Here is a 21,312-nt window from a genome sequence, read left to right on the forward strand (position 1 = left end):
GGGAGGCACGGCGTCCAGTCGCCGTATCATCGCGCCCCCCGACCGCCCAAGAAGAACTCCCCCGTGCCCATCATCATCGCGGGCGTCGTCATCGCTGCGGTGGTCGCGGTGATCATCTTCTTCGTCGTTCCCACCGTAGGCAAGTTCTTCTCCGCATCTGAGGAGCCAACGGTAGAGGCGGGCATCGAAGTCGAGATCAACATCCCCGAGGGGGCTTCGGGCGATCAGATTGCCCAGATCCTCGCAGAGAACCACATCATCGAAGATCCCAAGGTCTACTACGCCACCGTCCGTGAGATGCAAGCCGACATGCTCATCAAACCCGGCGACTACCGCTTCACCACGCTGCAAGATCCGAATGAAGTCGTGCAGCAGCTCATCGACGGTCCGAACGTCGTGGGCGTCACGCTCACCATCCAAGAGGGCCTTACGGTCGAGCAGACGGCGCAGCGCGTCGAGGAGACCTACGGCATCCCCGCCGATGAGTTCCTCGCGCAGGCCAAGGCGTCGAACTACGCGGCCGATTATCCGTTCTTGGAGGGTGCTTACAACGATTCGCTCGAGGGCTATCTCTATCCCAAGACCTATAGTCTGGGCGAGTCGCCTACGTCGGACGAGATCATCCGCGCCATGCTCGACCAGTACGAGGTCGAGACGGAAGGGCTCGGTCTCGAGGAGGGGGCGAACGGCCTCACTGCACAGGAGATCATGTCGCTCGCATCGCTCATTGAGCGCGAGACGGCCGTCGCCGATGAGCGCCCGCTCGTTGCGAGCGTCATCTACAACCGTCTAGACCAGGGCATGCCGCTGCAAATCGACGCTGCGATCGTGTATGCCCGCGGCGGCGGATCGGACCCGGTGACCTACGACGACCTCGAGATCGATTCTCCCTACAACATCTACAAGAACACCGGCCTCACTCCCGGCCCCATCTGCAGCCCGAGCGTCTCGTCCATCGAGGCCGCGCTCAACCCGGCAGATACCTCGTACCTCTACTACGTGCTCTCACCCGAAGGTGACGGCACGCATAACTTCAGCGAGACCTACGATGAGTTCCTTAAGAACAGCGAAGCGTATAGCGAGTCCCTGTCATGAGCCTCTTTTCACCCGACCGATATGTCTCCTCGGTAGACCGCATCGACCTCGATGAGCTGTGGGAGCGCGGGAAGCGCGCGATCCTCCTCGATCGCGACAACACGCTCGTTCCGCGCGACCGTGAAACGGCGCCAAACGAGGTTGCCGCGTGGCTCGATCGTGCGCGCGAAAAGGGGTTTCGCCTGTGCATGGTCTCGAACAACTGGCATCGCGACCAGGTTATGCGCTCGGCGCGCGAGCTCGGGCTCGAGGCGATCAGCCACGCTATGAAGCCCGCACCCTTTGCGCTTTCTGCCGGCCTCAAGCGCACGGGCGTACGCAAAGCGGAGGCGGTCATGGTCGGCGATCAGCTCTATACCGATGTGTGGGCAGGCAACTTCGCAGGCATCGACACAATTCTCGTCAAGCCGCAGACGACGGTCGACCTGTGGTACACGCAGATCTTTCGCATCTTCGAGCGGCGCGCGCTGCGCGACCTGACCTGCGAGGAGTAAGGCTCGATGACGAGGGGCGACGATGCCTGTCGCGTGGATAAGCGCGGCTGCGACCATATCTTCTTCATCGGATTCCTCGGTGCCGGGAAGTCGACGCTCGCGCGCAATCTGGGGCGCATGTTCCGTCGGCGCTACGTCGACACAGACCGTCTCGTCGAGCGACGTGCCGGCATGCCCATCTCGGAAATCTTCGATGTGAAGGGGGAGAATGGGTTCCGCGCGCTCGAGACCTCGGTCTTGGCCTCGCTCGAGGCGAAACGGAGTCTTCTCGTCTCGTGCGGAGGCGGGATCGTGGAGACATCCGACAACATAGACCTCATGCGGCGCATGGGCTATTGCGTCTACCTCGACGGGGATCTCGACGATTCCCTTCGACAGATTCGCTCACTCGAGAACCGGCCGGATTTCCGCTCGACTGAGCATGCCGCCGAGCTGTTCCGGCATCGCCGTCCGCTTTACGAGGCGGCTGCCGATCTCACCCTCGATATCCGTGGGCGCACCTTCAAAGAGGTATCCTATCTGTGCGCCGAGATGCTTTTGGAGCGTGGTCTGCTGTGACGATCAAGCGTCAGATTCTTAATTTCAACCAGCATACGGTCGATGTCCGCATGGGTTCAGAGATCATGGATGAACTGCCGAGGCTGATCGCCTCCGCGGTGGGCAAGCCCAGGCGCGCCCTGCTCGTTACGTCCGATGCAGGAGTGGCTGAACGAACGGAGGAAGTGCGGCGCGCGCTCATCGACGCCGGGTTCGCAGTCCAAACATATGCTCCTGTCACCTCTGTGGATGTTGGCATCGCCTCGGTCGATGCCGCGCAGGGGTTCTTCGGGGCACTCGAAGAAGCGAACATCACGAACGATGATCTTGTTTTCGCACTTGGCTCCTATGAGCTCTGCTCGCTTGCTGCGTTCTGCGCGCGGCTCTGGCGCGGCGGCTGCGCCTCGGCGCTCATGCCGATGGGGCTCGACGGCATGGTGCTACTCGCGACCGAGATGCACCCGCTTGTAGCGGGTTTTGTACCCGATGCCGTTTCATTCAAGGCCGATCCCACCATGGTGCTTTGCGACCTCTCGCTGCTTCCCGTTATGGAACGCGAGCATCTGCTCGTAGGCTACGCGCTTATGGCAGGCGCAGCCATGGCCGAGGGGAAGAAGACCTGGACGAATCTGTGCGAGCAAGCGGCTGCCTTGGCTTCGGGCGATGAGCTCGCGGTGAAGGAAGCTCTCTCGGCCGCGCAGGTTGCCCGGCGAAACGTCCTCAAGTCACCGAATCCGTCCGCTCGCCATGCGCTCGAATACGGTCGTACCGCTGCGCGCGCCCTCGCAAGCTGCGTCGAATCTGATACCCCTGCCTCTGTGCTTCTGGCAGAAGGCATGCGCTTCGAGGCGCGTCTTGCCGTCGATGCGGCAGGGCTCGACCCGGAGCTCGTGTTCGACCAGGATGACCTGCTGTTCGACCTCGGTATCGAGGAGGCGTCCCTTACCCTCGACGCGGAAGCCCTTGCGAATGCCATGCGTGAGGTGCATGCACGGTACTCGAATCGCTTCCTGCTCCCGCTGCCTAAGTCGGCCGGCATGATCCGTCTCACGTCCGTCTCAGACGAGATTCTGGAGCGTCACGCCGCCGCCTACGCCGCCTCGCTATGCTCTGAGTGATACACTCCGCCCTGGACTTAGAATCTCCCTTACCGGCCGGAAATTCACACCGGAGAACCGGGGTTTGCCGTTGCGGTTTGGGGTATGCTGTCTTTTGGCCTCACTTTGGCCGTACGGGTCTTGATAGGAAAGAAGGATGAGTATGTCTGAGGTTGTTTCCGGTCCGGCAGGACGTATCGCGCGCGTGCGCGCGCTTATGGAGGAGCGCGGCTACGATGCGGTCGTAATTCGCGACGAAGCTAACCTCCGCTGGCTCACCGGCGCGGAGGGCGTGTTCGATTTCACCGGCGAGCTGCCGCACGCGGGCGTCATCACGAGCGACGCTTGCTTTCTGCACACTGATTCGCGCTACTACAACTCCTTCGTCGAGCGCATGCCGAAAGACAGCCCTTGGAAGCTCGACATGGACGTCATCGCCATCCCCAAGTGGGTTGCCGAGCGCGTTCGCGATGGTCGTTGCCGTGCGCTCGCCGTCGAGGATACCATGGAGCTCTCGTTCTACACGGGGCTCGTGCGCGCGCTCGAGGATGCCTCCATCGCTGTCCCGATCGCCCAGATGCACGGGGACCTGCGCCTCATGCGTGCCGTAAAGGACGCCGAAGAAGTTGAGCTTATGCGTCGCGCGCAGGCGATCACCGATGCCGCTTTCCAGCATATGCTCTCGTACATCAAGCCCGGTTTGACCGAGAAGGAGATCAAGCTCGAGCTTGAGAACTTCATGTTCAGCCAGGGTGCCGACAGTCTCGCGTTCACCTCGATCGTTGCCTCCGGCCCCAACGCCGCGAATCCGCATGCCATCGCGAGCGACCGCGTGGTCGAGCGTGGCGATTTCGTCCTCATGGATTACGGTGCGGGCTACCATGATTACAAGTCCGATATGACTCGAACCGTGTGCGTGGGCGAGCCGAGTGCCAAGCAGCTCGAGATCTATGAAATTGTGCAGCGCACCCACGAGGAGTGCGCGAAGGCGGCGCACGCCGGCGTTGACGGCAAGGAGATCCACGAACTTTCGCGCAAGATCATTGCGGATGCGGGCTACGGCGCGTACTACGGTCACGGCCTTGGCCATGGCGTGGGCATCGATATCCATGAGCTGCCGGTCTTCGGTCGCACGAGCAATACGGTCGAGGAGGGTGCCGTCATCACCATCGAGCCGGGCATCTATCTTCCCGGCGAGTTCGGTGTGCGCCTGGAGGACTTCGGCCTCATTACCAAGGACGGCTTTGAGCCCTTCACCCAGAGCCCGCACGAGCTGCAGATCATCGACTGCTAGCCGCAGCGTTTGCTCTGCGACGTGTATATTTCGCATGTACCTGCGCTATCGCTCTCGAAAGAGTATACTTTGTACGTTATAGCTGAAGGGGAACGTGAAGTCCCGTAAAGGCAAGAAAGGCGATTCATGGCAACCATTACCACCGCAGATTTCAAGAACGGCATCGGCCTGCGCATCAAGGATAAGGTGTGCACCATCGTCGAGTTCCAGCATGTGAAGCCCGGCAAGGGTGGCGCGTTCGTTCGCTACAAGACCAAGGACATCAAGACCGGCCGCGTCGTCGAGCAGACCTGCAACGCTGGTACGAAGTTCGAGAGCGTCATGCTCAGCACCCGTGAGATGCAGTACCTCTACAACGACGGCAACGACTACATCTTCATGGACAACGAGACCTACGAGCAGGTGCCCGTGTCCGATGAATTCATCGGTGACAACGCCAAGTGGCTCAAGGAGAATGACGTCTGCCAGCTGCTCTATGCCGACGACGAGCTCATGGGCGTGAACCCCCCGATGTTCATCGAGGTTCAGATCACCCAGACCGACCCCGGCTTCAAAGGCGACACCGTTCAGGGCTCCACGAAGCCCGCGACCATCGAGACGGGTGCCGTCGTTCAGGTTCCCATGTACCTCAACGAGGGCGAGACCATCAAGATCGACACCCGCGACGGAAAGTTCGTTTCCCGCGTCTAGCGCTTTCTTCAAGCAGAAATGAGGGACCCATGGCTCAGGAGATCTACATTTCGGGTATCGGCATCGCGCCCGAGGTCATCGGTGCTGTCGTGACCCGCGCCGTCGAAGAGGTCGAGGGCATCGCATCGGTGGGCGTGAAGGATCTTGCGACGAACCTCGTCTCGATGTTCCAGTCGCGCTCTGCACCCGCGGCTCCCGCCGTCGAGGCCGAGGTCGTCAACGACCAGCTTGCGCTCACGGTGCACGTCGTCGTGTTCTTCGGCTATCCCTTCAAGAAGCTCGCGGAGGCCGTGCGCGCTGCCGTCGCGCATGTGATCGACGCCCAGGTGGGCGTTGAGGTCGCGCGCGTCGACGTGTGCATCGACGGTCTCGTGTTCCCCAAGGAGTAAGTGTGAGCCTGAAAGTCGAGCGCGGGCGCACGCTCGCGCGCAGTCAGGCGTTGCAGCTGCTGTTCCAGGCAGAGGCTCGCCGGCTTTCTGTGGACGATGTTCTTGCGGGCGACTTCCTCATCTCGAAGGGTCCGCTCGATCCCTATGCCGAGGAGCTCGCGCGTGGGACGTATGAGCATATCGCGCAGATTGACCCTATCCTGCAGCGGGTGGCCGAGAACTGGGCGCTTTCGCGCATGCCTGGCGCCGACCGCAACTTGTTGCGCCTCGCCGTGTACGAGCTGCGGTTCTCTTCGAACGATATCGACGATGCCGTCGTGATCAACGAGGCCGTTGAGCTTGCGAAGGCATACGGCACCGACGATTCCTCGAGCTTCGTGAACGGCGTGCTCGGCCGCGTCGTCCGCGACCCGCGCCTGTTCGCGAACGTTTCTGTGCCCGATACCGACCCTTCCGAGGGCGCTTCGGATGCTCTGGACTCGCTGGGCGAAGAGGAGCGCTAGCGCATGGCCGAGACGACACGCAACAGCTTTGAGGACATCACGACGCGCATGGACGAGATCATCTCGGCCGTGCGCTCTAAGGACACTTCGCTCGAGCGCAGCCTCGACCTTTTCGATGAGGCGATTTCACTCGGCTCGCATGCCGTGGAGCTCGTGGATAGCTTCGATTTGAGCCCGAGCGAAGCTGAGCAGCTCGAAGCTGCGAGTGCATCGGATACCCCCGATCGGGAGGAATCTGAACCCACGGGCGGCGACGGTGCGCCTGACGAGGCGGGTGCCGACAACAGCGAGCACGCGGATTAGGCAGCGTGCCATGAAGCGCGTTCGCTTGGATGATGAATTGATCGCACAGGGCATCTGCGTGGATCGCGCGGATGCCCTGCGCACGTTGATGGCGGGCGATGTTTCCTCGAGCGGCGAGCGCCTCACATCGCCTGGTCTTAAGGTTGCACCTGGATTAGAGCTCCATGTGAAGGGACGCCTGCCCTATGTGGGTCGCGGTGGGCTCAAGCTTGAGGGTGCGCTCGATGCGTTCAACGTCGACCCCTGCGGCCTTGCATGCGCGGATATCGGCTGCTCGACCGGCGGCTTTACCGATTGCCTGCTCAAGCGCGACGCAGCGCGCGTGCTCGCGGTCGATGTGGGGCGCGCTCAGTTCGCATGGGCGCTGCGCTGCGATGAACGGGTCGAGTTGCTTGAGCGCACGAACGTGGTCGATGTCCCCGCCATGGGCTATGCGTCGAGCTGTGACCTTGTGGTGTGCGACGTCTCGTTTACGAGCATCGGGCATATCATCGATGCCGTCATAGAGCTTCTTGCAGACGGCGGACGCTTTCTCACACTCGTGAAGCCCCAGTTCGAGGCTGATCCTGTCGATGTGGGCGAGGGCGGCGTCGTGCGCGACCCGCGCGTTCGGCGCGACGTGCTCGAGCGCGTGCTCGAACTCTTTTGCGCACGCGGCCTTGTACCCGAGGGCGTGTGCGCATCGCCCATCACCGGTGCAAAGGGCAATGTCGAGTTCTTCATGCTCGGCGCACTCGATGCGGGTGCCAACGATATCCAGGCGGCTTCTGCGCGCGTGCGCGATGCGATTCGGGAGGTGTGCGGCGCATGAAGGTGTTCCTCGTGCCGAATTACCGCAAGAACGAAGCGGTCGAGAGCGGGCTTTCGCTCGAGCTCTGGCTCGGTCGACAAGGGTATGAAGTCGCCTGGGCGGCCGATCAGCGCAGCGGCATCACCGCGACCCCCGATATCGAAGGTTCCGACCTCGTGATCTCGCTCGGCGGTGACGGCACGCTGCTCCGGGCTGCGCGCATCGTGGGCTACCAGGAGATTCCCATTCTCGGCCTTTCCTATGGCCATGTGGGCTTCCTCACGGCGGCGAGCCCCGACGAGCGCGACGTGCTCGGCGTGGTGGCCGATGCACTTGCCGGCGAGATGCACGTGAGCCGTCGTGCGACGCTCTCCGTCGAGGTCTATGCACATGATTCGATGGGCGGGGAGGCAGCACTCGAGACCTTTGCCCTGAACGATGTTGCGCTCACCCGCGGCCCGCTTTCCGATATGGTCGAGTTCGATATGACTGTTTCCGGCCATCATATCGACCGTCTGCGCGGCGACGGCGTTGTAGTGTCCACCGCGACCGGCTCGACGGGATACGCCCTTTCCGCGGGAGGTCCTATCGTAAGCCCCGATTACACGGGCATGGTCTGCGTTCCCATCGCCCCGCACACCATCCAAGCGCGCGCCTTCCTCACCTCACCTTCCGACGTCGTCGAGATCTCGATGTCGCAAGACCGTCCCTCGGTACCCGCGATCGCCGTCGACGGGCAGTTCATGGTCAAAGACACGCTGGTCGATCGTATCGTGGCGCGCAGGGGTCCGGGAGACGTGCTCTTGCTCGACTATGGTCCTGAAAGCTTCTACAACTCGGTTTCCCGCGTGTTCTATGGAGTGCACCATGATCGATGAGATCCATGTCTCAAATCTCGCGCTCATCCGCGACGCGACATTCTCGCCCGCGCCCGGCCTCACGGTGCTCACCGGCGAGACGGGAGCGGGGAAGACGGCGCTGCTCTCTGCCTTGAAGCTTTTAGTGGGCGAACGTGCCGAAGCTTCTCAGGTGCGAGAGGGCGCCGATGCTGCCGAGGTTGAAGGACGGATCTTCCTGGGCGTGCGCGATGCCGATGGGGGGTGCATCGCGCGCCGTGTAGGCTCCGACGGCCGCGCGCGCATCGACGGCCATATGGCGAGCGTGAAAGAGCTTGCCGAGCTCGTGGGGCCTGCGGTAGACCTGTGCGGGCAGCACGAGCACCAGCGCCTGCTCGACGCCTCCTCCCATGTCGAGATGGTCGACGCATGGGCGGGCCGGCCCGTGTTGGATGCCTTGGAAGGCTATCGTCAGGCGCTGCATGCAGCGCGCGCCGCTTCCGATGAGCTGGCGCGCGTAACGGCGGCGGCGAACGCGCAGGGATCCAGGATCGAGGACGCGCGGTTCGCGCTCGAGCGCATCGAGGACGTGGATCCTGTGCCTGGCGAGTTCGAGGAGCTCGAGGAGACGCTCCCCCGCGCGGAGCATGCCGAGGCGCTTGCAACCACGGCTCACGAGGCCTCCGAGGCGCTTTCCGGCGAAGGGGGAGCGCTCGATGCGCTCAACGCCGCCATCGCAGGGCTCTCGCGTATGGGGACGGTCGATGGTAAGCTCTCGCAATTCGCCGACAGTCTGAGCGAGACGGCGATCATCCTTGAAGATACCTCGTCCGATCTTCGACGGTATCGCGACAGCGTCGACTTCGATCCTGCTGGGTTGGCGCGACTGCAGGAGCGATATTCTGCATTGAAGGGGCTTCTGAGGCAGTTCGGCCCTCATATGGACGATGTCTTTTCCCGTCGCGACGAAGCCCGTGAGTTGCTTTCACTCGTGAGCGATGGCGAGGCACGCATCGCGCGTGCCCAGGAAACGCTCGATGCCGCCGAAGTCGAGCTCGCGCGCGCGGCAAAGCTTCTTGCCCGCAGGAGAGCCGACGCCGCGCCGCGCTTCTGCCGGGAAGTCGGCAAGCAGATGTCTCGCCTCGAGATGGGGCAGGCCGAACTTGTATGGGACATGCGGCCGCTGCCGCGTGAGCGCTGGACGGAGATGGGGCCTCATGCGTGCGAGCTGCTGTACCGAGGCGCATCCGGGCTCACGCCTCGACCTTTGCGCCGTATCGCCTCGGGTGGTGAGCTCTCGCGCGTGATGCTTGCCTGCAAGGTGGTGCTCGGCGAGGCCGACGGCGTGGACACGCTCGTCTTCGACGAGGTCGATGCTGGTGTGGGCGGTGCCGTGGCGCGCTCGCTCGCCGCAGTGCTCGCAGATCTGGCGCGTACGCACCAGGTTATCGTCGTTACCCATGTTGCGCAGGTCGCAGTGCTCGCTGAGCGTCATTACGTTGTGGAGAAGCTCGAGGGGGACGTGCCTGAGACCCGGCTTTCACGTGTCGAAGGCGAAGACCGCGTGCGCGAGATCGCCCGCATGCTCTCGGGTGACGCCACCGAGACTTCCCTTGCCCACGCTCGCGAAATGCTCTCGAAGTGAGAATTTCCGTCCTGGACTCAGATTCTCACTTCAGGACTCAGATTCTTACTTAAAAATGTCGCCCCAAGACGTGTATCGCGTTATATGATTGAGCGCACAACACAAGGCCGAGGGGGCGAATTGCCATGCGCTCACGTGCAGAATCCGGTTTCTATCACGTAATGCTTCGCGGCAACGGCAGGCAGTTGATCTTTGAGGATGACGCCGATCGGAGAGAATTCCTCTCGTGCTTGGATAACGCGATTGAGCGCGAGGGCGTCTCCCTTATCGCATGGTGCCTCATGGATAACCATGTGCACCTCATTATCGATGATCCGCATGACAGGTTAAGTACGGTTATGTATCGCATTGGCATGAAGTACGCGATGTATTTCAACAATCGACATCAGCGTGAAGGACACCTGTTCGAAGGTCGATTCAAAAGCTCGCCGATTGAATCGGACGAGTATCTGGTTCAAGCTGTTCGCTACGTATTGAACAATCCGGTAGCAGCGGGGATTTCTACGCTTGAAGATTATCGATGGAGCAGCTATGCCGAATACTGCGGCGAGCGCGGCTTGACGAACACAAAGCCCATTCTCGATATGTTTTCGAGCGTCGAAGATTTCGTCAGCTTCTGTCGTGAAGCCGCTCCGGTCTTCGATGGAAAGCTTGAGTTTGACAACGTGCCCGACCAGCTCGTCAAAGAGGTTGCGACAAACATCGCGATTCAACTGGGATGTACGGATCTTTCAAAGATAAAGGCGTTGTCGCTTAAACGACGAGGCGCAATCGTACGAGCGCTTCGCGATGCGGGTCTCACGGTGAATCAAATCTCGCGTCTCATCGGCATTAGTTCCGCAAGCCTATATCGCAGCCTAAAGCGCAAGTGATAAATTCCGTCCAGGACTCAGATTCTCATTTCTCACTTGAGGCGATCGGCGAGAAGGGAGAGGGCGTGGCGGTAGCCGGCAAGGCCTTCGCCGGTAACGCGTGCGAAGCAGGCCATACCGGCGTAGGAGATTTGGCGGAACTCCTCGCGCGCATCGACATCGGAGATATGGACTTCGACGGCCGGCAGACCCACGGCTTTCAGGGCATCGAGAATCGCCACACTCGTATGCGTGTACGCTGCCGGGTTAATGACGATGCCGTCAAATGAGCCATATGCTTCTTGGATTTTGTCGACCAACTTACCCTCGTGATTCGATTGGAAGACCTCGACAGCTTCGAAACCGAATTCGTTGCCGGCGTCCAAGCAGATGCGCTCAAGCTCAGCATAGTTTTGCGAGCCATAAATATCCGGTTCGCGAATACCGAGCATATTGAGGTTTGGTCCATTGATGACAAGAGCCTTCATGAACATCCTTTCAGGTGAGAATCTGAGTCCTGGACGGAATTTATCACAGGTGAGAATCTGAGTCCTGGACGGAAATTATCCAGTGTGAGCCTGGGTTCTGGATTGAACGCATCACTTGAAAAGAGCGCGGGCGGTGGCTTCGGCGTTCTCGCGGGAATCGATGACGATGTCTGCCCAAGCGCGGTAGCGCGGCATGCGTTCCGCAGCGAGTTTCTCGACGCCGTCCCGAGCGGTAATGGGACGCCCCTTGCGCGAAAGCTCGCCGATCGGTCGGTTGAGCATCACGATTCGGCTGTTCTGATGAAGGAGCGGATAGTTCTCATCGCGTGTGACGACGCCGCCGCCGCAGGAGATGACCAGGCCGCTTCGCTTCGCGACCTCGCTGAGCACTTGCGTCTCGCGCGTTCGGAAGGCCTCTTCTCCTTGGATGGTGATGAACTCGGCGCAGCTCATGCCGATTCGCTCGCGGAACGCGTCGTCGAGGTCGACATGCTCGCGGTCGAGTAGCCGCGCAAGCGCCTGTCCCACGCGCGTCTTGCCCGAACCCGGCATTCCGATGAGTGCAATGTTCTGCTCTGCTTGCGAGAGCGCGCTGGTAACCTCGAGGATGCGCTCGCGCGCGACCTCGTCTCCGGTGTAGGCTCGCACTGCCTCCGCTGCTTGCGCCACGAGCATGAGGAGGCCTCCTGCGCTTGGGACGCCGAGCTCTTCCGCCTGCAACATAAGACCGGTGCGGGCGGGATTGTAGACGATATCCACGACCGCTTCGAGGCCTTTGAACCGAGTAAGATCAACGGGGGAGTCCGGGCAGGCAGGGTACATCCCCACGGGCGTGGCATTCACGATGAGATGTACCGCAGCGTATGCATCAAGATCATCGTATGTTACAGCGCCAGAGCGTCCCACGGCGATGGGCTCGCAACCCAGGTCTTCAAGCACGGTCATGCAGGTAGTTCCCGCGCCGCCGCTCCCGCCGAGCACGAGCGCGCGCTTTCCGGTCACATCGACACCGGTCGATTCGACGAGCGTCTTGAAGCCGAAGTAATCGGTGTTGCCGCCGCGCAGCCGTCCGTCTGGCAGGCGCACGATGGTGTTCACGTTACCCAGGCGCTTCGCGCAAGCGGTGAGCTCGTCGAGATACGGCACGACGGTGCGCTTGTAGGGTATCGTCACGTTCACGCCCGACCATTCGACTCCGCGCAGGAACGCATCCACTTCTTCTGGTTCGCGTTCGAAGCGCACGTATTCGATATCGGCGAGCATGGGGTAGATGCGTGGCGTGTAGCTGTGGCCGAGCGTGCGGCCCAGCACGCCGTAGGGCGCGTCCGCGCGCGGTGAGACCTTCGTCATAGTACCTCCGTGTAGCTGCCGAAATACGTGAAGCTTTCGCAGACATCGCCTAGGCCGTCGAGAAGCGTGCCGAGTGATGCCGCGCCGACCGGGCAGTCGACATCGAAGTAGAACATGAACTCAAAGTCGCGGCCGGGGATGGGGCGGCTCTCGAGCTTCACGAGGTTGATGTCGAGGGCATAGAAGCGTTCGAGCACGCGGAAGAGCGAGCCGGGCTCGTGCGAAAGCGTGAGCATGAGAGAGGTGCGGCTCGCACCGGGATAGATGGTGGGCTCGGCCGAGATCACGACGAAGCGCGTGTAGTTGTTGTCGGAATCCTGCACGTTCGCATCGATGATGTCGAGCCCGTATAGCGCGGCGCAGTCGCGTGAGGAGAGGGCGGCCACGTCCCTTCGGTTCGACCGTGCAACCGCCTCCGCTGCGCGCGCGGTGTTCTCGCAGGCTGTCGCCTTCACCCCGATGCGCTCAAGGTAGTCGGCGCATTGAGCGATAGCCTGTTCGTGGGAATAGACCTCGCGGATATCGGCGAGAGCGCACCCCGGCTTGGCGAGGAGGTTGTGATCGATCTTGAGGCGTAGGCTCCGCACGATGTAAAACGAATGGGCGGCGAGGAGGTCGTACACGGCGTTCACCGAACCAGCGGTCGAGTTCTCTATGGGCAGCACCCCGAACTCGCACAGCCCTTCGCTTACGGCGCGGAACACCCCTTCGAACGTGCTGAAAAACGAGATGCTCGGCACGCGGAACAGCTTCGACGCGGCAATCTGGCTGTATGCCCCCTCGACGCCTTGGCACGCAACGGACGCCGTGGCAGGGAAGGGCTCGTCGTTGCCCTTCAGCGCGCGCCGCATAAGCGAGCTCGTTGTCGTAGGGTTGCCACCAGCGAGGATGCGCTGCTGCTCGGCCTTGTTCATGGACATGAGGAGCGAGAAGAGCGCGATCGCCTGCGGGCGCAGCCCCTCGGGTGCCTCCGCAGCCACGCGAGCGAGCTTCTCGCGTTCCCGTGCGGGGTCAAAAACCGCCTTGCCCGTACCGGCTTTGGCGCGCGCGACATCCGCCGCGAGACCCATGCGCTCGGCGAACAGGCGCAACAGCTCATCGTCTATGTCATCGATGCGCGACCTGATGTCAGATAGTTCCATATGCGTTCCTTCAGTTCACAAAATCAAGCAAGATGCAACCAGCAAGCGGGGTTGCATCATTTCTTCGGGGCGGGAGCGGGGTAGCGGCCGTCTTCGATGAGGGCATCGAGAAGTGCGAGCGCACAGGCCGCTTCAGCGACGGGAACGGCGCGCGGTACGATGCAGGGATCGTGGCGGCCACGGACGGTGAGGTCGCAGTCCATGCGGGCGTCCATGTCGACGCTTTTCTGGACGCTTCCGATGGACGGTGTGGGTTTCACGGCCATCTGCCAGATAATCGGCATACCGGTCGAGATGCCGCCGAGGATGCCACCGGCGTTGTTCGTCTGGGGCTTAACGGCGCCATCGACCATGCGGTATGGATCGTTGTTCTCGCTGCCCGTGAGGTAGGCCGCGCTGAAGCCCTCACCGAAATCCACACCCTTCACGGCAGGTATGCCGAAGGCGATGCGTGCGATGCGGTTCTCCAGGCCGTCGAACATGGGGTCGCCCACGCCGACGGGCATGCCGTAGGCGGCGCACTCGACGACGCCACCGATGCTATCGAGTTCATCACGGGCGGAAAGGATCGCGCGACGCATGTGCTCACCCGCGTCGGTGGATATGCAGGGGAAGGCGTGCGCGCGGAGGGCGGCAAGCTGCGCGTCGTCGAGCTCAAGGGCGTCGAGGGGTTCATCGGCGATGCCCTCCGGCCCCAGGTTAGCTATGTGGGCGACCACCTCAACCCCGATCTGAGCGAGCGCCTGCAGCGCGATGCCACCTGCGATGCACAGAGGCGCCGTGAGGCGGCCGGAGAAGTGCCCGCCGCCGGCGACGTCGTGCCAGTTGCCGTACTTCACCCGCGCAGGGAAATCGGCATGCCCGGGGCGAGGTACTCGGCGGAGTTCGTCGTAATCCGCGCTCCGCGTGTTCGTGTTTGAAATCACCGCCGCGATGGGCGCGCCGTCGGTGTGGCCGTCTGTGATGCCGGAGAGGATCTCGGGGGCATCCGCTTCGCGCCGTGTGGTCGCGGTCTCATCGCGTCCGGGGGCGCGGCGAACTAAGAAGCGTTGGAGCTCGTCGAGGTCTACAGGGATACCCGCAGGCAAACCGTCGAGCGAGCAGCCGATGCCCGCCGAGTGCGATTGGCCGAAGATCGAGAGCTTGAGCGCATTACCGATAACCGATGCCATGGCCAGTCCTATCCTTCGATGAGCTCGACCTGTCCGCCGAGCAGACGATAGTGCTCGAAGAAGAGCGGGTACGACTTACGCACCGCCTCCGCGCCGTGGATCTCGACGGTTTCCGCGCAGCGCGTGGCGGCGATGGCTGCCATCATGGCTATGCGATGGTCGTTGTGCGCATCCACGATGCCGCCCTGAAGCTCGTCGAGGCCCTCGATCACCAGGTCGTTACCGGCGATGTGGATATGGGCGCCCAGGGCTGCGAGCTCTTGCGTCGTGGTCGCGAGGCGGTCGGATTCTTTAAGTCGCAGCCGTTTGCAATCGCGGATGATCGTGCGCCCCTGAGCCACGGATGCCACGGCGGAGAGCACGGGGACGAGGTCGGGTACGTCGCCTGCGCTCAAGGTGAAGCCGACGAGGTGGTCGGGTTGCGCGGTCGCGGTACCCGTGCCGCGGCGTATGCGTGCGCCGAACCGCGAGAGGGCGGCCATGATGGCGCGGTCGCCCTGGGAAGAGGCAAGGGAGAGCCCCGTCACGGTGATGTGGTGGGTGCCCATCGCGCCGGCGCAGAGCCAGAATGCGGCGTTCGACCAATCACCTTCGACCGCGAACTCGCCGGGCGTGCGGTAGGGTGACCCATCGAGGAAGTAGCGGGTGGCCTCCACGTCGGAAACGATCTCGTGTTCCACCTCGACGCGGACGCCGAAGGCGGCGAGTGTTTGAAGCGTGATCGCGATGTAGGGCTTGCTCTCGATGCGCCCGGTCACGCGGATCTCGCAGGGTTGCCCCAGCAGCGGACAGGCGAGCATGAGCCCCGAGATGTACTGCGAGCTCACGTCTCCGGGAAGCTCGAAGCGGCCGGGACGCATGCGCCCGCGCGTGGCGAGCGGAAAGGCTCCGATTGCTGAGAGTTCGCATCCGGCGGCGATGAGCTCGGCGTCGAGTGGCGCGAGCGGTCGCTCGGCCAGGCGTGCCGAGCCGGTGAACGTGGCGTCTGCGCCGAGTGCGCACGCAACGGGCAGCATGAACCGAAGGGTCGAGCCCGATTCCCTGCAATCAAGCACGGAACCGGCGAGCGCGCGCAGGATCCCGTGCTCCTGGCTTTTGGGAATGGGGTGCACGATGAAGCCGTCCGCTACGGTCTCGAAACGCGCGCCGAGTGCGACCAGGCAGCCGATCGTGGCCTCGATGTCGTCGCAGACCGTGTTGCAGATGATATGCGTCGTACCGTTTGCGAGCGCTGCGGCGATGACCGCGCGGTGGGCGACGGATTTCGATGCGATGGCGGGAACGGTACCCGTGAGTTTGGCAGGTGCGATGCGTGCGATCATGCCGCATCACCGGCCTGTGCCGCGAGCCCGAGTTCGATGATGGCACGCAGCTGCTCGAATTCGCAGCGCTCAATGGAGACCGCGCCGATGCTGTGGGGTATCACGAGGTCGATCGCATCTCCCTGGCGCTTTTTATCGTGGAGCGCCGCCTCCATGAGCTCGTCGGTGCCATACGGGCAGCCGGTATCGAGCCCGTGCGCGCGACAGAGCGCGTCGATGCGTTCTGCGAGATCATCCTCGAGGTCAGAGGCGTTCCAACCGGCACGCCTCGATCCGCGCGCCATGGCGACCATGCCTGCTGCGACGCAGCTCCCGTGACCTCGGGTGTAGCCTGAGCGCGCCTCGATAGCGTGTCCGATGCTGTGGCCGAAGTTCAGGATCTTGCGGATGCCGCCCTCGCGTTCATCTGCTGCGACGACATCCCGCTTGATCTCGATATTCCGCGCGATGATCGCCGCGGCCAGCGAGAGGTCGTGCACGAGAAGATCAAACGTGAACGGCGTCTTTTCAAGCAGCTCGAAAAGCTCGCGGTCCGCGATGGCACCGTGCTTCACCACCTCGCCGCAACCGTCAGCGAGCCGCTCGGGAGTGAGCGTGCCCAAGCAGCCGACGTCGGCGATGACGGCTGCGGGTTGCCAGAACGCGCCGGCGAGGTTCTTGCCGCACGAGAGGTCGACGGCGCACTTGCCTCCCACGGAGGAATCGACCATGGCGAGCAGTGTCGTCGGCATCTGGATGTAGGCGATGCCGCGCATATACGTCGCCGCAGCGAAGCCGGCCATATCGCCCACGACCCCGCCGCCGAGTGCAACGACGGCATCCGAGCGGTCGAGCTCCTCGGCAGCGAGGGACTCGAGAATCGAGCCGTACGTCGCAAGCGTCTTGTGCTCCTCGCCGGCTGTCACGACGTGCGTCGCCACATCGAATCCAGCTTCCTCGAGGCCATCCCGAACGATGTGCGCATAGAGCGGCCCCACATTCGTATCGGTTACGATCGCGACCTTGTGCGCTCTCGGTACGGCGTTGCGCGCGATGCTGCCTGCGGCCTCGAGGAGTCTGGTGCCCACGTGCACGCGATAGGGCGTGCTCACCGGTATGTCGATAGTGATCTCTGCCATGGTGATCAGCTGTGCCTTTCATCGTCGAGTGAGCGCTTGATGCGGTCGCCTTCGGCAAGTAGCGCACGCAGCCGCTCTTGGTCGCGCGCGTCGAGCGCGTCGCGGTAGGCAGCGAGCGCGTCGATGAGCCAGGTGAGCTCCCGGCTGAGGTTTTCGGCATCGTCCACCATGAGCTCGGCCCACATGCGGGAGTTCAGATGCGCGACGCGCGTGAGGTCGCGGTAGCTTCCGGCGGAAAAGCCATGGTGTTCGCGTGCGGTGGGGCTTTTCACATAGGCGTTCGATACCACATGGGCGAGCTGGCTCGTGTAGGCGATAACCTCATCGTGCGTCTCGGGCGTGGTAACGCTGAACGTGCCGAATCCTACGGGAAGGAGCAGCGTATGCACGCGGTCAAGGAGCATGAGGCGTTCGGTATCCTCGAGCGCGGGCGGCACGAGAACCATGGGCGCGCCCTGGAAGAGGTCGGCGCGAGCGTGGGCGAATCCTGAATGCTCGGTGCCCGCCATGGGGTGCGTGCCCACGAAGGCAAAACCGTGCTCGCGAGCGAGTTCGAAGGCGCGCTCGCATACGGCCGCCTTCACGCCCGCGGTGTCGATGACCACAGGACCTGTACCCTCGGCGAGGTTCGTCGCGGCTCCTAACGTCGCGGCATGACCCTCAAGCCACGCGGTGCAGGCATCTGGATAGGCAGCGAGCACGATGAGGTCGCAAGAGGGGAGCGCGGCATCGTCGAGTTCGGCGACGACCGTCTCCACCATCGCGGCATCCATCGTGTCCTCATCGGTATCGAAGGCCAGCACGCGTGCGCCAGCGGCGGTGTAGGCACGGGCGAAGCTGCCGCCGATGAGCCCGAGTCCCACGATTCCGACGGTCAGGCCTTGTTCATCAACGTTCGCGGCAGCGTTGACATGCTTCACGCTCATATGCATATCACGCCTTGGCAGCGGGCTCGATAGCCTCGCGAATGAGTGCGATGCGGCGCATGCAGTCGTCGAACATGTCCGGCGTCAGAGCCTGCGCTCCGTCGGACCATGCGGTATCGGGTGCATCGTGCACCTCGATCTCGAGGCCGTGCGCGCCCGCCGCCGTCGCTGCGAGCGCCATAGGCACGACGTAGCGCGTGTAACCGGTCGCATGGCTCGGATCGGCCACGACGGGCAGGTGGGTGAGGTAGCGCAGCACGGGTACGGCGTTCAGGTCGAACGTGTTACGGGTGCGCGTCTCGAACGTGCGGATGCCCCTCTCGCAGAGGATGACGTTGGGATTGCCCTCGCTCATGATGTATTCAGCGGCCATGAGCAGCTCGTCGACGGTCTCCGACATGCCGCGCTTCAACAGCACGGGCGTGCGCGTCTTGCCAACCTCTTTGAGCAAGGGGAAGTTCTGCGCGTTGCGAGCGCCGATCTGCATGACGTCGATGCCCTTATCGACGAACAGCTGAACATCGCGGGGATCCATGATCTCGGTCACGACGGGCATATCGAGTTCGGAAGCGGCCTCCATGAGCAAGTCGAGTCCCTCGGCGCCCATGCCCTGGTAAGCGTAGGGCGAGGTGCGCGGCTTGTATGCGCCGCCGCGAAGCATCGTGGCCCCTGCCGCCTTCACCCGGCGCGCGATGCGGATGAGGTTCTCACCCTCCACCGAGCACGGCCCTGCGATGACTTGGAAGTGGTTGCCGCCGATCTTGACGCCGTGACCGCAGTCCACCACGGTGTCGGCGGGATGGAACTTGCGATTCGCCTTCTTAAAGGGCTCGGAAACGCGTTGTACGCGTTCCACGATGTCCATCGATTCAAGCAGGAACGGGTCGATCTTCGTGGTATCGCCCACCAGGCCGATGATGAGCTCATTCTCGCCTTGGCTCACGTGCGCCTGCAACCCCTTCTTCTCGATCCACGAGACGAGGTTGTCGACGGAAGAGCGGTCGGCATCTTTTTTGATAATTGCGATCATGCGGCGGTTCCTTTACTCCGGAGTGTTCCAAATGCGTATCGGCTCATTGTATACCATGGTGCGAATAGACCGGCGTACCCGATGTATTAGAAACATCGGTGGCGCGTTGGCGATGATTGAGTATAATGGTCGATGCACAGCGTCCCATTAGCTCAGTGGATTAGAGCGTCTGCCTCCGGAGCAGAAGGTCACAGGTTCGAATCCTGCATGGGACACCAACGCATTCAATTCCAAACCCGTAGGTCTACCTGCGGGTTTGGTGCTATTATTCGGGGACTTGAAGGAACCGAGCGGGAATATCGTGCGAACCCATTGTCGGGTCCGCACGTTTCTTTTGGCTGCACTCCGAGTTCTTTCATGCTCATAGTCGCCAACTTTGGGCATGAAGGCCTGGTACGGATACGTTCCCATGAAAAACTGCCAACTATAGGTATGAGCTACTGGTGCGATATCGAGGCTTCTCCTTTTCACTTCTGCAGCTTTTGCGAGCGCGCGGTGGCATGCATGCAATCGGGTACACTTGCCCCATATGTGCAGTGAACGCAGGAGGATGCATGGCAGAACACGACGTCGAGGTGCGCGGACTTACCGCAGATGAGGTACGCGAGCGCGTTCAAGCGGGACGCGTCAACATCAACATGGAGCTCAAGACGAAGTCCGTGCGCGAGCTCGTCTTGGAGAACCTGCTCACCCTCTTCAACCTCATCAACCTCGTGCTTGCCGTGCTCGTCATCCTTGCCGGCTCCTTCAAGAACCTCACGTTCCTCGCAATCGTCGTGCTCAATACCGGCATTGGCATCGTTCAGGCGCTGCGCTCGAAGCGCATGGTCGATAAACTCACCCTGCTCGCCACGAAGAAGGCGAAGGTCGTGCGCGACGGGCTGGAGGTGGAGCTCGACCTCGACGAGATCGTCATCGACGACGTCGTAAAGCTCGGCCGCGGTGACCAGATTCCAGCCGACGCCATCGTCCTCGCTGGTGAGGCTCAGGTGAACGAGAGCCTGCTCACCGGCGAGAGCAACCTCATCAAGAAGGAGCCGGGCAGCGACCTCATGAGCGGCAGCTTCCTCGACTCCGGTTTGGTGTATGCGCGCGTCGTCCATGTGGGCGCGGAAAACTACGTTGCGAAGATCAACAACGAGGCCAAATACGTCAAGAAGGTTAATTCCGAGATCCTGAACACGCTGAACCTCATCGTGAAGTTCGCGAGCATCATCATGGTACCGCTCGGCCTTGCGCTCTTCGTTTCGAGTGCCCATGAGAGCTACGCCTCGTGGGCGGCTGCCTCGCCCGATTCCTCGACCACGATGCTTGCGTGGATGTTCTCGGGTGCGGACGCCTGGCGCGAGGTCTCTGCGGCGATCCTTTCCACGGTCGGTGCGCTCCTCGGCATGATTCCGCAGGGGCTCGTGCTGCTCACCTCGTCGGTGCTTGCTATCTCCACCGTGCGCCTCGCACGGAGAAACGTTCTCGCACAGCAGCTGTACTGCATCGAGACGCTCGCCCGCGTGGATGTGCTCTGCCTCGATAAGACCGGCACCATCACCTCGGGGCGTATGGAGGTCGAGGGAACCTACCCCCTGCCTGTTGAGGGTCGCGCGGCGCGTATCTCCCTGCCAGGTGGTGTGGCGCTTGTGGACTTCGCCCTCGCCAACATCGCGCGCGCCACGGCGGCAGATGCGAACGAGACCTGCAAGGCGCTTCTCGACCATTATGAGGGCTCTGCGATCCCGCACAGCGACCCTGTGCGCATCGTGCCGTTCTCGTCCGCGAAGAAGTGGAGCGGCGCCGCCTTCGCAGAAGGCGCGTTCGTGATGGGCGCGGCGCAATTCGTGCTTGATCGCGATGCGTTCGCGCAGGTGGAGAACCGCGTGGCAGAGCTTGCGAGCACCTGCCGCGTGCTCGTGGTGGCATCTGTCGATGGTTTTACCGAAGATGGTGACATGGCGGGCCGCGTTCAACCGCTGGGCTTCGTGACCATTCGTGACGAGATCCGCACCTCCGCAGCCGAGACGATCGGCTACTTCAACGAGCAGGGCGTCGCGCTCAACGTCATCTCCGGGGACGACCCGCGTACCGTCTCTTCCATCGCGCAGGTGGTTGGGATTCCTGGCGCGAGCGCCTATGTGGACGCCACGACGCTCGACACACCGTCCAAGCTCGACGCCGCCGTTGATCGCTACCACGTGTTCGGCCGTGTGACGCCGCAGCAGAAGCGCGAGCTCGTCCAGGCGCTCCAG

22 protein-coding genes and 1 tRNA gene are annotated in these 21,312 nt (G+C 62.4%); 15 read left to right on the plus strand and 8 right to left on the minus strand.

All coding sequences use genetic code 11. The features are described from left to right. The first annotated feature begins 99 nt into the window (after positions 1-99). The 13 genes from mltG to QZ079_RS02640 all read left to right on the plus strand — a co-directional run bounded on the left by mltG (position 100) and on the right by QZ079_RS02640 (position 10,545). Positions 100-1,095, plus strand: coding sequence for an endolytic transglycosylase MltG (gene mltG / locus QZ079_RS02580; RefSeq protein ID WP_297034779.1), 996 nt, complete (start codon positions 100-102; stop codon positions 1,093-1,095). Beyond that, entirely contained in the window at positions 1,092-1,589 is a 498-nt protein-coding gene (locus tag QZ079_RS02585; RefSeq protein WP_297034727.1) for a YqeG family HAD IIIA-type phosphatase, read from the plus strand. The genes mltG and QZ079_RS02585 overlap by 4 nt, the downstream gene beginning before the upstream one ends. Positions 1,590-1,595: 6 nt before the next feature. Beyond that, on the plus strand, positions 1,596-2,147 hold the full coding sequence (locus QZ079_RS02590) for a shikimate kinase (protein ID WP_297034730.1): 552 nt from the start codon (positions 1,596-1,598) through the stop codon (positions 2,145-2,147). Next, positions 2,144-3,244, plus strand: a complete 1,101-nt coding sequence (locus QZ079_RS02595) for a hypothetical protein (RefSeq protein WP_297034734.1) — start codon at positions 2,144-2,146, stop codon at positions 3,242-3,244. Before QZ079_RS02590 ends, QZ079_RS02595 begins: the two co-directional genes overlap by 4 nt. A gap of 142 nt (positions 3,245-3,386) precedes the next feature. Next, positions 3,387-4,517, plus strand: coding sequence for a Xaa-Pro peptidase family protein (locus QZ079_RS02600; protein ID WP_297034737.1), 1,131 nt, complete (start codon positions 3,387-3,389; stop codon positions 4,515-4,517). A gap of 126 nt (positions 4,518-4,643) precedes the next feature. After that, positions 4,644-5,207: an elongation factor P gene (efp, locus tag QZ079_RS02605; RefSeq protein ID WP_291288710.1), complete on the plus strand. Its 564-nt coding sequence runs from the start codon at positions 4,644-4,646 to the stop codon at positions 5,205-5,207. A 29-nt stretch (positions 5,208-5,236) separates the two neighbouring features. Continuing rightward, positions 5,237-5,596, plus strand: coding sequence for an Asp23/Gls24 family envelope stress response protein (locus tag QZ079_RS02610; protein ID WP_297034740.1), 360 nt, complete (start codon positions 5,237-5,239; stop codon positions 5,594-5,596). Between the two features lie 2 nt (positions 5,597-5,598). Continuing rightward, positions 5,599-6,099, plus strand: coding sequence for a transcription antitermination factor NusB (gene nusB / locus QZ079_RS02615; protein ID WP_297034743.1), 501 nt, complete (start codon positions 5,599-5,601; stop codon positions 6,097-6,099). A gap of 3 nt (positions 6,100-6,102) precedes the next feature. Continuing rightward, the gene (locus tag QZ079_RS02620) at positions 6,103-6,402 is read left to right on the plus strand and encodes an exodeoxyribonuclease VII small subunit (RefSeq protein WP_297034746.1); all 300 of its coding nucleotides are present in this window, start codon (positions 6,103-6,105) and stop codon (positions 6,400-6,402) included. Between the two features lie 10 nt (positions 6,403-6,412). Next, on the plus strand, positions 6,413-7,213 hold the full coding sequence (locus QZ079_RS02625; RefSeq protein ID WP_297034749.1) for a TlyA family RNA methyltransferase: 801 nt from the start codon (positions 6,413-6,415) through the stop codon (positions 7,211-7,213). Then, positions 7,210-8,070 (plus strand): NAD(+)/NADH kinase, encoded by an 861-nt coding sequence (locus QZ079_RS02630; RefSeq protein WP_291288715.1) that lies wholly within the window; start codon positions 7,210-7,212, stop codon positions 8,068-8,070. The genes QZ079_RS02625 and QZ079_RS02630 overlap by 4 nt, the downstream gene beginning before the upstream one ends. Next, entirely contained in the window at positions 8,060-9,673 is a 1,614-nt protein-coding gene (locus QZ079_RS02635; RefSeq protein WP_297034752.1) for a DNA repair protein RecN, read from the plus strand. The genes QZ079_RS02630 and QZ079_RS02635 overlap by 11 nt, the downstream gene beginning before the upstream one ends. Positions 9,674-9,798: 125 nt before the next feature. Then, positions 9,799-10,545 (plus strand): transposase, encoded by a 747-nt coding sequence (locus QZ079_RS02640; protein WP_297034755.1) that lies wholly within the window; start codon positions 9,799-9,801, stop codon positions 10,543-10,545. A 32-nt stretch (positions 10,546-10,577) separates the two neighbouring features. Here the strand turns inward: QZ079_RS02640 and aroQ are convergent, their stop codons facing one another. The 8 genes from aroQ to aroF form a co-directional block, all read right to left on the minus strand. Beyond that, on the minus strand, positions 10,578-11,012 hold the full coding sequence (aroQ, locus tag QZ079_RS02645) for a type II 3-dehydroquinate dehydratase (protein ID WP_297034757.1): 435 nt from the start codon (positions 11,010-11,012) through the stop codon (positions 10,578-10,580). Between the two features lie 111 nt (positions 11,013-11,123). Next, a complete protein-coding gene (locus tag QZ079_RS02650; protein ID WP_297034760.1) occupies positions 11,124-12,362 on the minus strand; it encodes a shikimate kinase in 1,239 nt (412 codons plus the stop codon). After that, positions 12,359-13,504 carry a bifunctional chorismate mutase/prephenate dehydratase gene (locus tag QZ079_RS02655; protein WP_291288719.1) on the minus strand — a complete coding sequence of 382 codons (1,146 nt, stop codon included), beginning with the start codon at positions 13,502-13,504 and terminating at the stop codon, positions 12,359-12,361. Before QZ079_RS02655 ends, QZ079_RS02650 begins: the two co-directional genes overlap by 4 nt. A gap of 56 nt (positions 13,505-13,560) precedes the next feature. Next, positions 13,561-14,676 (minus strand): chorismate synthase, encoded by a 1,116-nt coding sequence (aroC, locus tag QZ079_RS02660; RefSeq protein WP_297034763.1) that lies wholly within the window; start codon positions 14,674-14,676, stop codon positions 13,561-13,563. A gap of 8 nt (positions 14,677-14,684) precedes the next feature. Further along, a complete protein-coding gene (aroA, locus tag QZ079_RS02665; RefSeq protein WP_297034766.1) occupies positions 14,685-15,998 on the minus strand; it encodes a 3-phosphoshikimate 1-carboxyvinyltransferase in 1,314 nt (437 codons plus the stop codon). Further along, positions 15,995-17,116: a 3-dehydroquinate synthase gene (gene aroB / locus QZ079_RS02670; protein WP_297034771.1), complete on the minus strand. Its 1,122-nt coding sequence runs from the start codon at positions 17,114-17,116 to the stop codon at positions 15,995-15,997. The genes aroA and aroB overlap by 4 nt, the downstream gene beginning before the upstream one ends. Before the next feature lie 5 nt (positions 17,117-17,121). After that, positions 17,122-18,042, minus strand: a complete 921-nt coding sequence (locus QZ079_RS02675; protein WP_297034773.1) for a prephenate dehydrogenase/arogenate dehydrogenase family protein — start codon at positions 18,040-18,042, stop codon at positions 17,122-17,124. 7 nt (positions 18,043-18,049) lie between these two features. Then, positions 18,050-19,072 (minus strand): 3-deoxy-7-phosphoheptulonate synthase, encoded by a 1,023-nt coding sequence (aroF, locus tag QZ079_RS02680; RefSeq protein WP_291289885.1) that lies wholly within the window; start codon positions 19,070-19,072, stop codon positions 18,050-18,052. Positions 19,073-19,213: 141 nt separating this feature from the next. Here aroF and QZ079_RS02685 point away from each other — a divergent pair. Together QZ079_RS02685 and QZ079_RS02690 are read left to right on the plus strand one after the other, a co-directional pair. After that, positions 19,214-19,290, plus strand: a tRNA-Arg gene (locus tag QZ079_RS02685). 336 nt (positions 19,291-19,626) lie between these two features. Continuing rightward, positions 19,627-21,312, plus strand: a 1,686-nt coding sequence (locus QZ079_RS02690; protein WP_297034776.1) for an HAD family hydrolase, incomplete at its 3' end; no start/stop codon positions are given.

Source organism: uncultured Enorma sp., assembly GCA_905210055.1.
Classification (GTDB): domain Bacteria; phylum Actinomycetota; class Coriobacteriia; order Coriobacteriales; family Coriobacteriaceae; genus Enorma.

Bases quoted from the DNA above. Each gene is read 5' to 3' on its own strand.
- QZ079_RS02675 (WP_297034773.1), bottom strand. From the start codon at position 18,042: ATGAGCGTGAAGCATGTCAACGCTGCCGCGAACGTTGATGAACAAGGC.
- QZ079_RS02590 (WP_297034730.1), top strand. From the start codon at position 1,596: ATGACGAGGGGCGACGATGCCTGTCGCGTGGATAAGCGCGGCTGCGAC.
- QZ079_RS02620 (WP_297034746.1), top strand. From the start codon at position 6,103: ATGGCCGAGACGACACGCAACAGCTTTGAGGACATCACGACGCGCATG.
- QZ079_RS02585 (WP_297034727.1), top strand. From the start codon at position 1,092: ATGAGCCTCTTTTCACCCGACCGATATGTCTCCTCGGTAGACCGCATC.
- QZ079_RS02635 (WP_297034752.1), top strand. From the start codon at position 8,060: ATGATCGATGAGATCCATGTCTCAAATCTCGCGCTCATCCGCGACGCG.
- QZ079_RS02610 (WP_297034740.1), top strand. From the start codon at position 5,237: ATGGCTCAGGAGATCTACATTTCGGGTATCGGCATCGCGCCCGAGGTC.
- efp (WP_291288710.1), top strand. From the start codon at position 4,644: ATGGCAACCATTACCACCGCAGATTTCAAGAACGGCATCGGCCTGCGC.
- QZ079_RS02600 (WP_297034737.1), top strand. From the start codon at position 3,387: ATGTCTGAGGTTGTTTCCGGTCCGGCAGGACGTATCGCGCGCGTGCGC.
- QZ079_RS02650 (WP_297034760.1), bottom strand. From the start codon at position 12,362: ATGACGAAGGTCTCACCGCGCGCGGACGCGCCCTACGGCGTGCTGGGC.
- QZ079_RS02630 (WP_291288715.1), top strand. From the start codon at position 7,210: ATGAAGGTGTTCCTCGTGCCGAATTACCGCAAGAACGAAGCGGTCGAG.
- QZ079_RS02640 (WP_297034755.1), top strand. From the start codon at position 9,799: ATGCGCTCACGTGCAGAATCCGGTTTCTATCACGTAATGCTTCGCGGC.
- QZ079_RS02625 (WP_297034749.1), top strand. From the start codon at position 6,413: ATGAAGCGCGTTCGCTTGGATGATGAATTGATCGCACAGGGCATCTGC.
- QZ079_RS02655 (WP_291288719.1), bottom strand. From the start codon at position 13,504: ATGGAACTATCTGACATCAGGTCGCGCATCGATGACATAGACGATGAG.
- aroB (WP_297034771.1), bottom strand. From the start codon at position 17,116: ATGGCAGAGATCACTATCGACATACCGGTGAGCACGCCCTATCGCGTG.
- aroA (WP_297034766.1), bottom strand. From the start codon at position 15,998: ATGATCGCACGCATCGCACCTGCCAAACTCACGGGTACCGTTCCCGCC.
- aroC (WP_297034763.1), bottom strand. From the start codon at position 14,676: ATGGCATCGGTTATCGGTAATGCGCTCAAGCTCTCGATCTTCGGCCAA.
- aroQ (WP_297034757.1), bottom strand. From the start codon at position 11,012: ATGAAGGCTCTTGTCATCAATGGACCAAACCTCAATATGCTCGGTATT.
- aroF (WP_291289885.1), bottom strand. From the start codon at position 19,072: ATGATCGCAATTATCAAAAAAGATGCCGACCGCTCTTCCGTCGACAAC.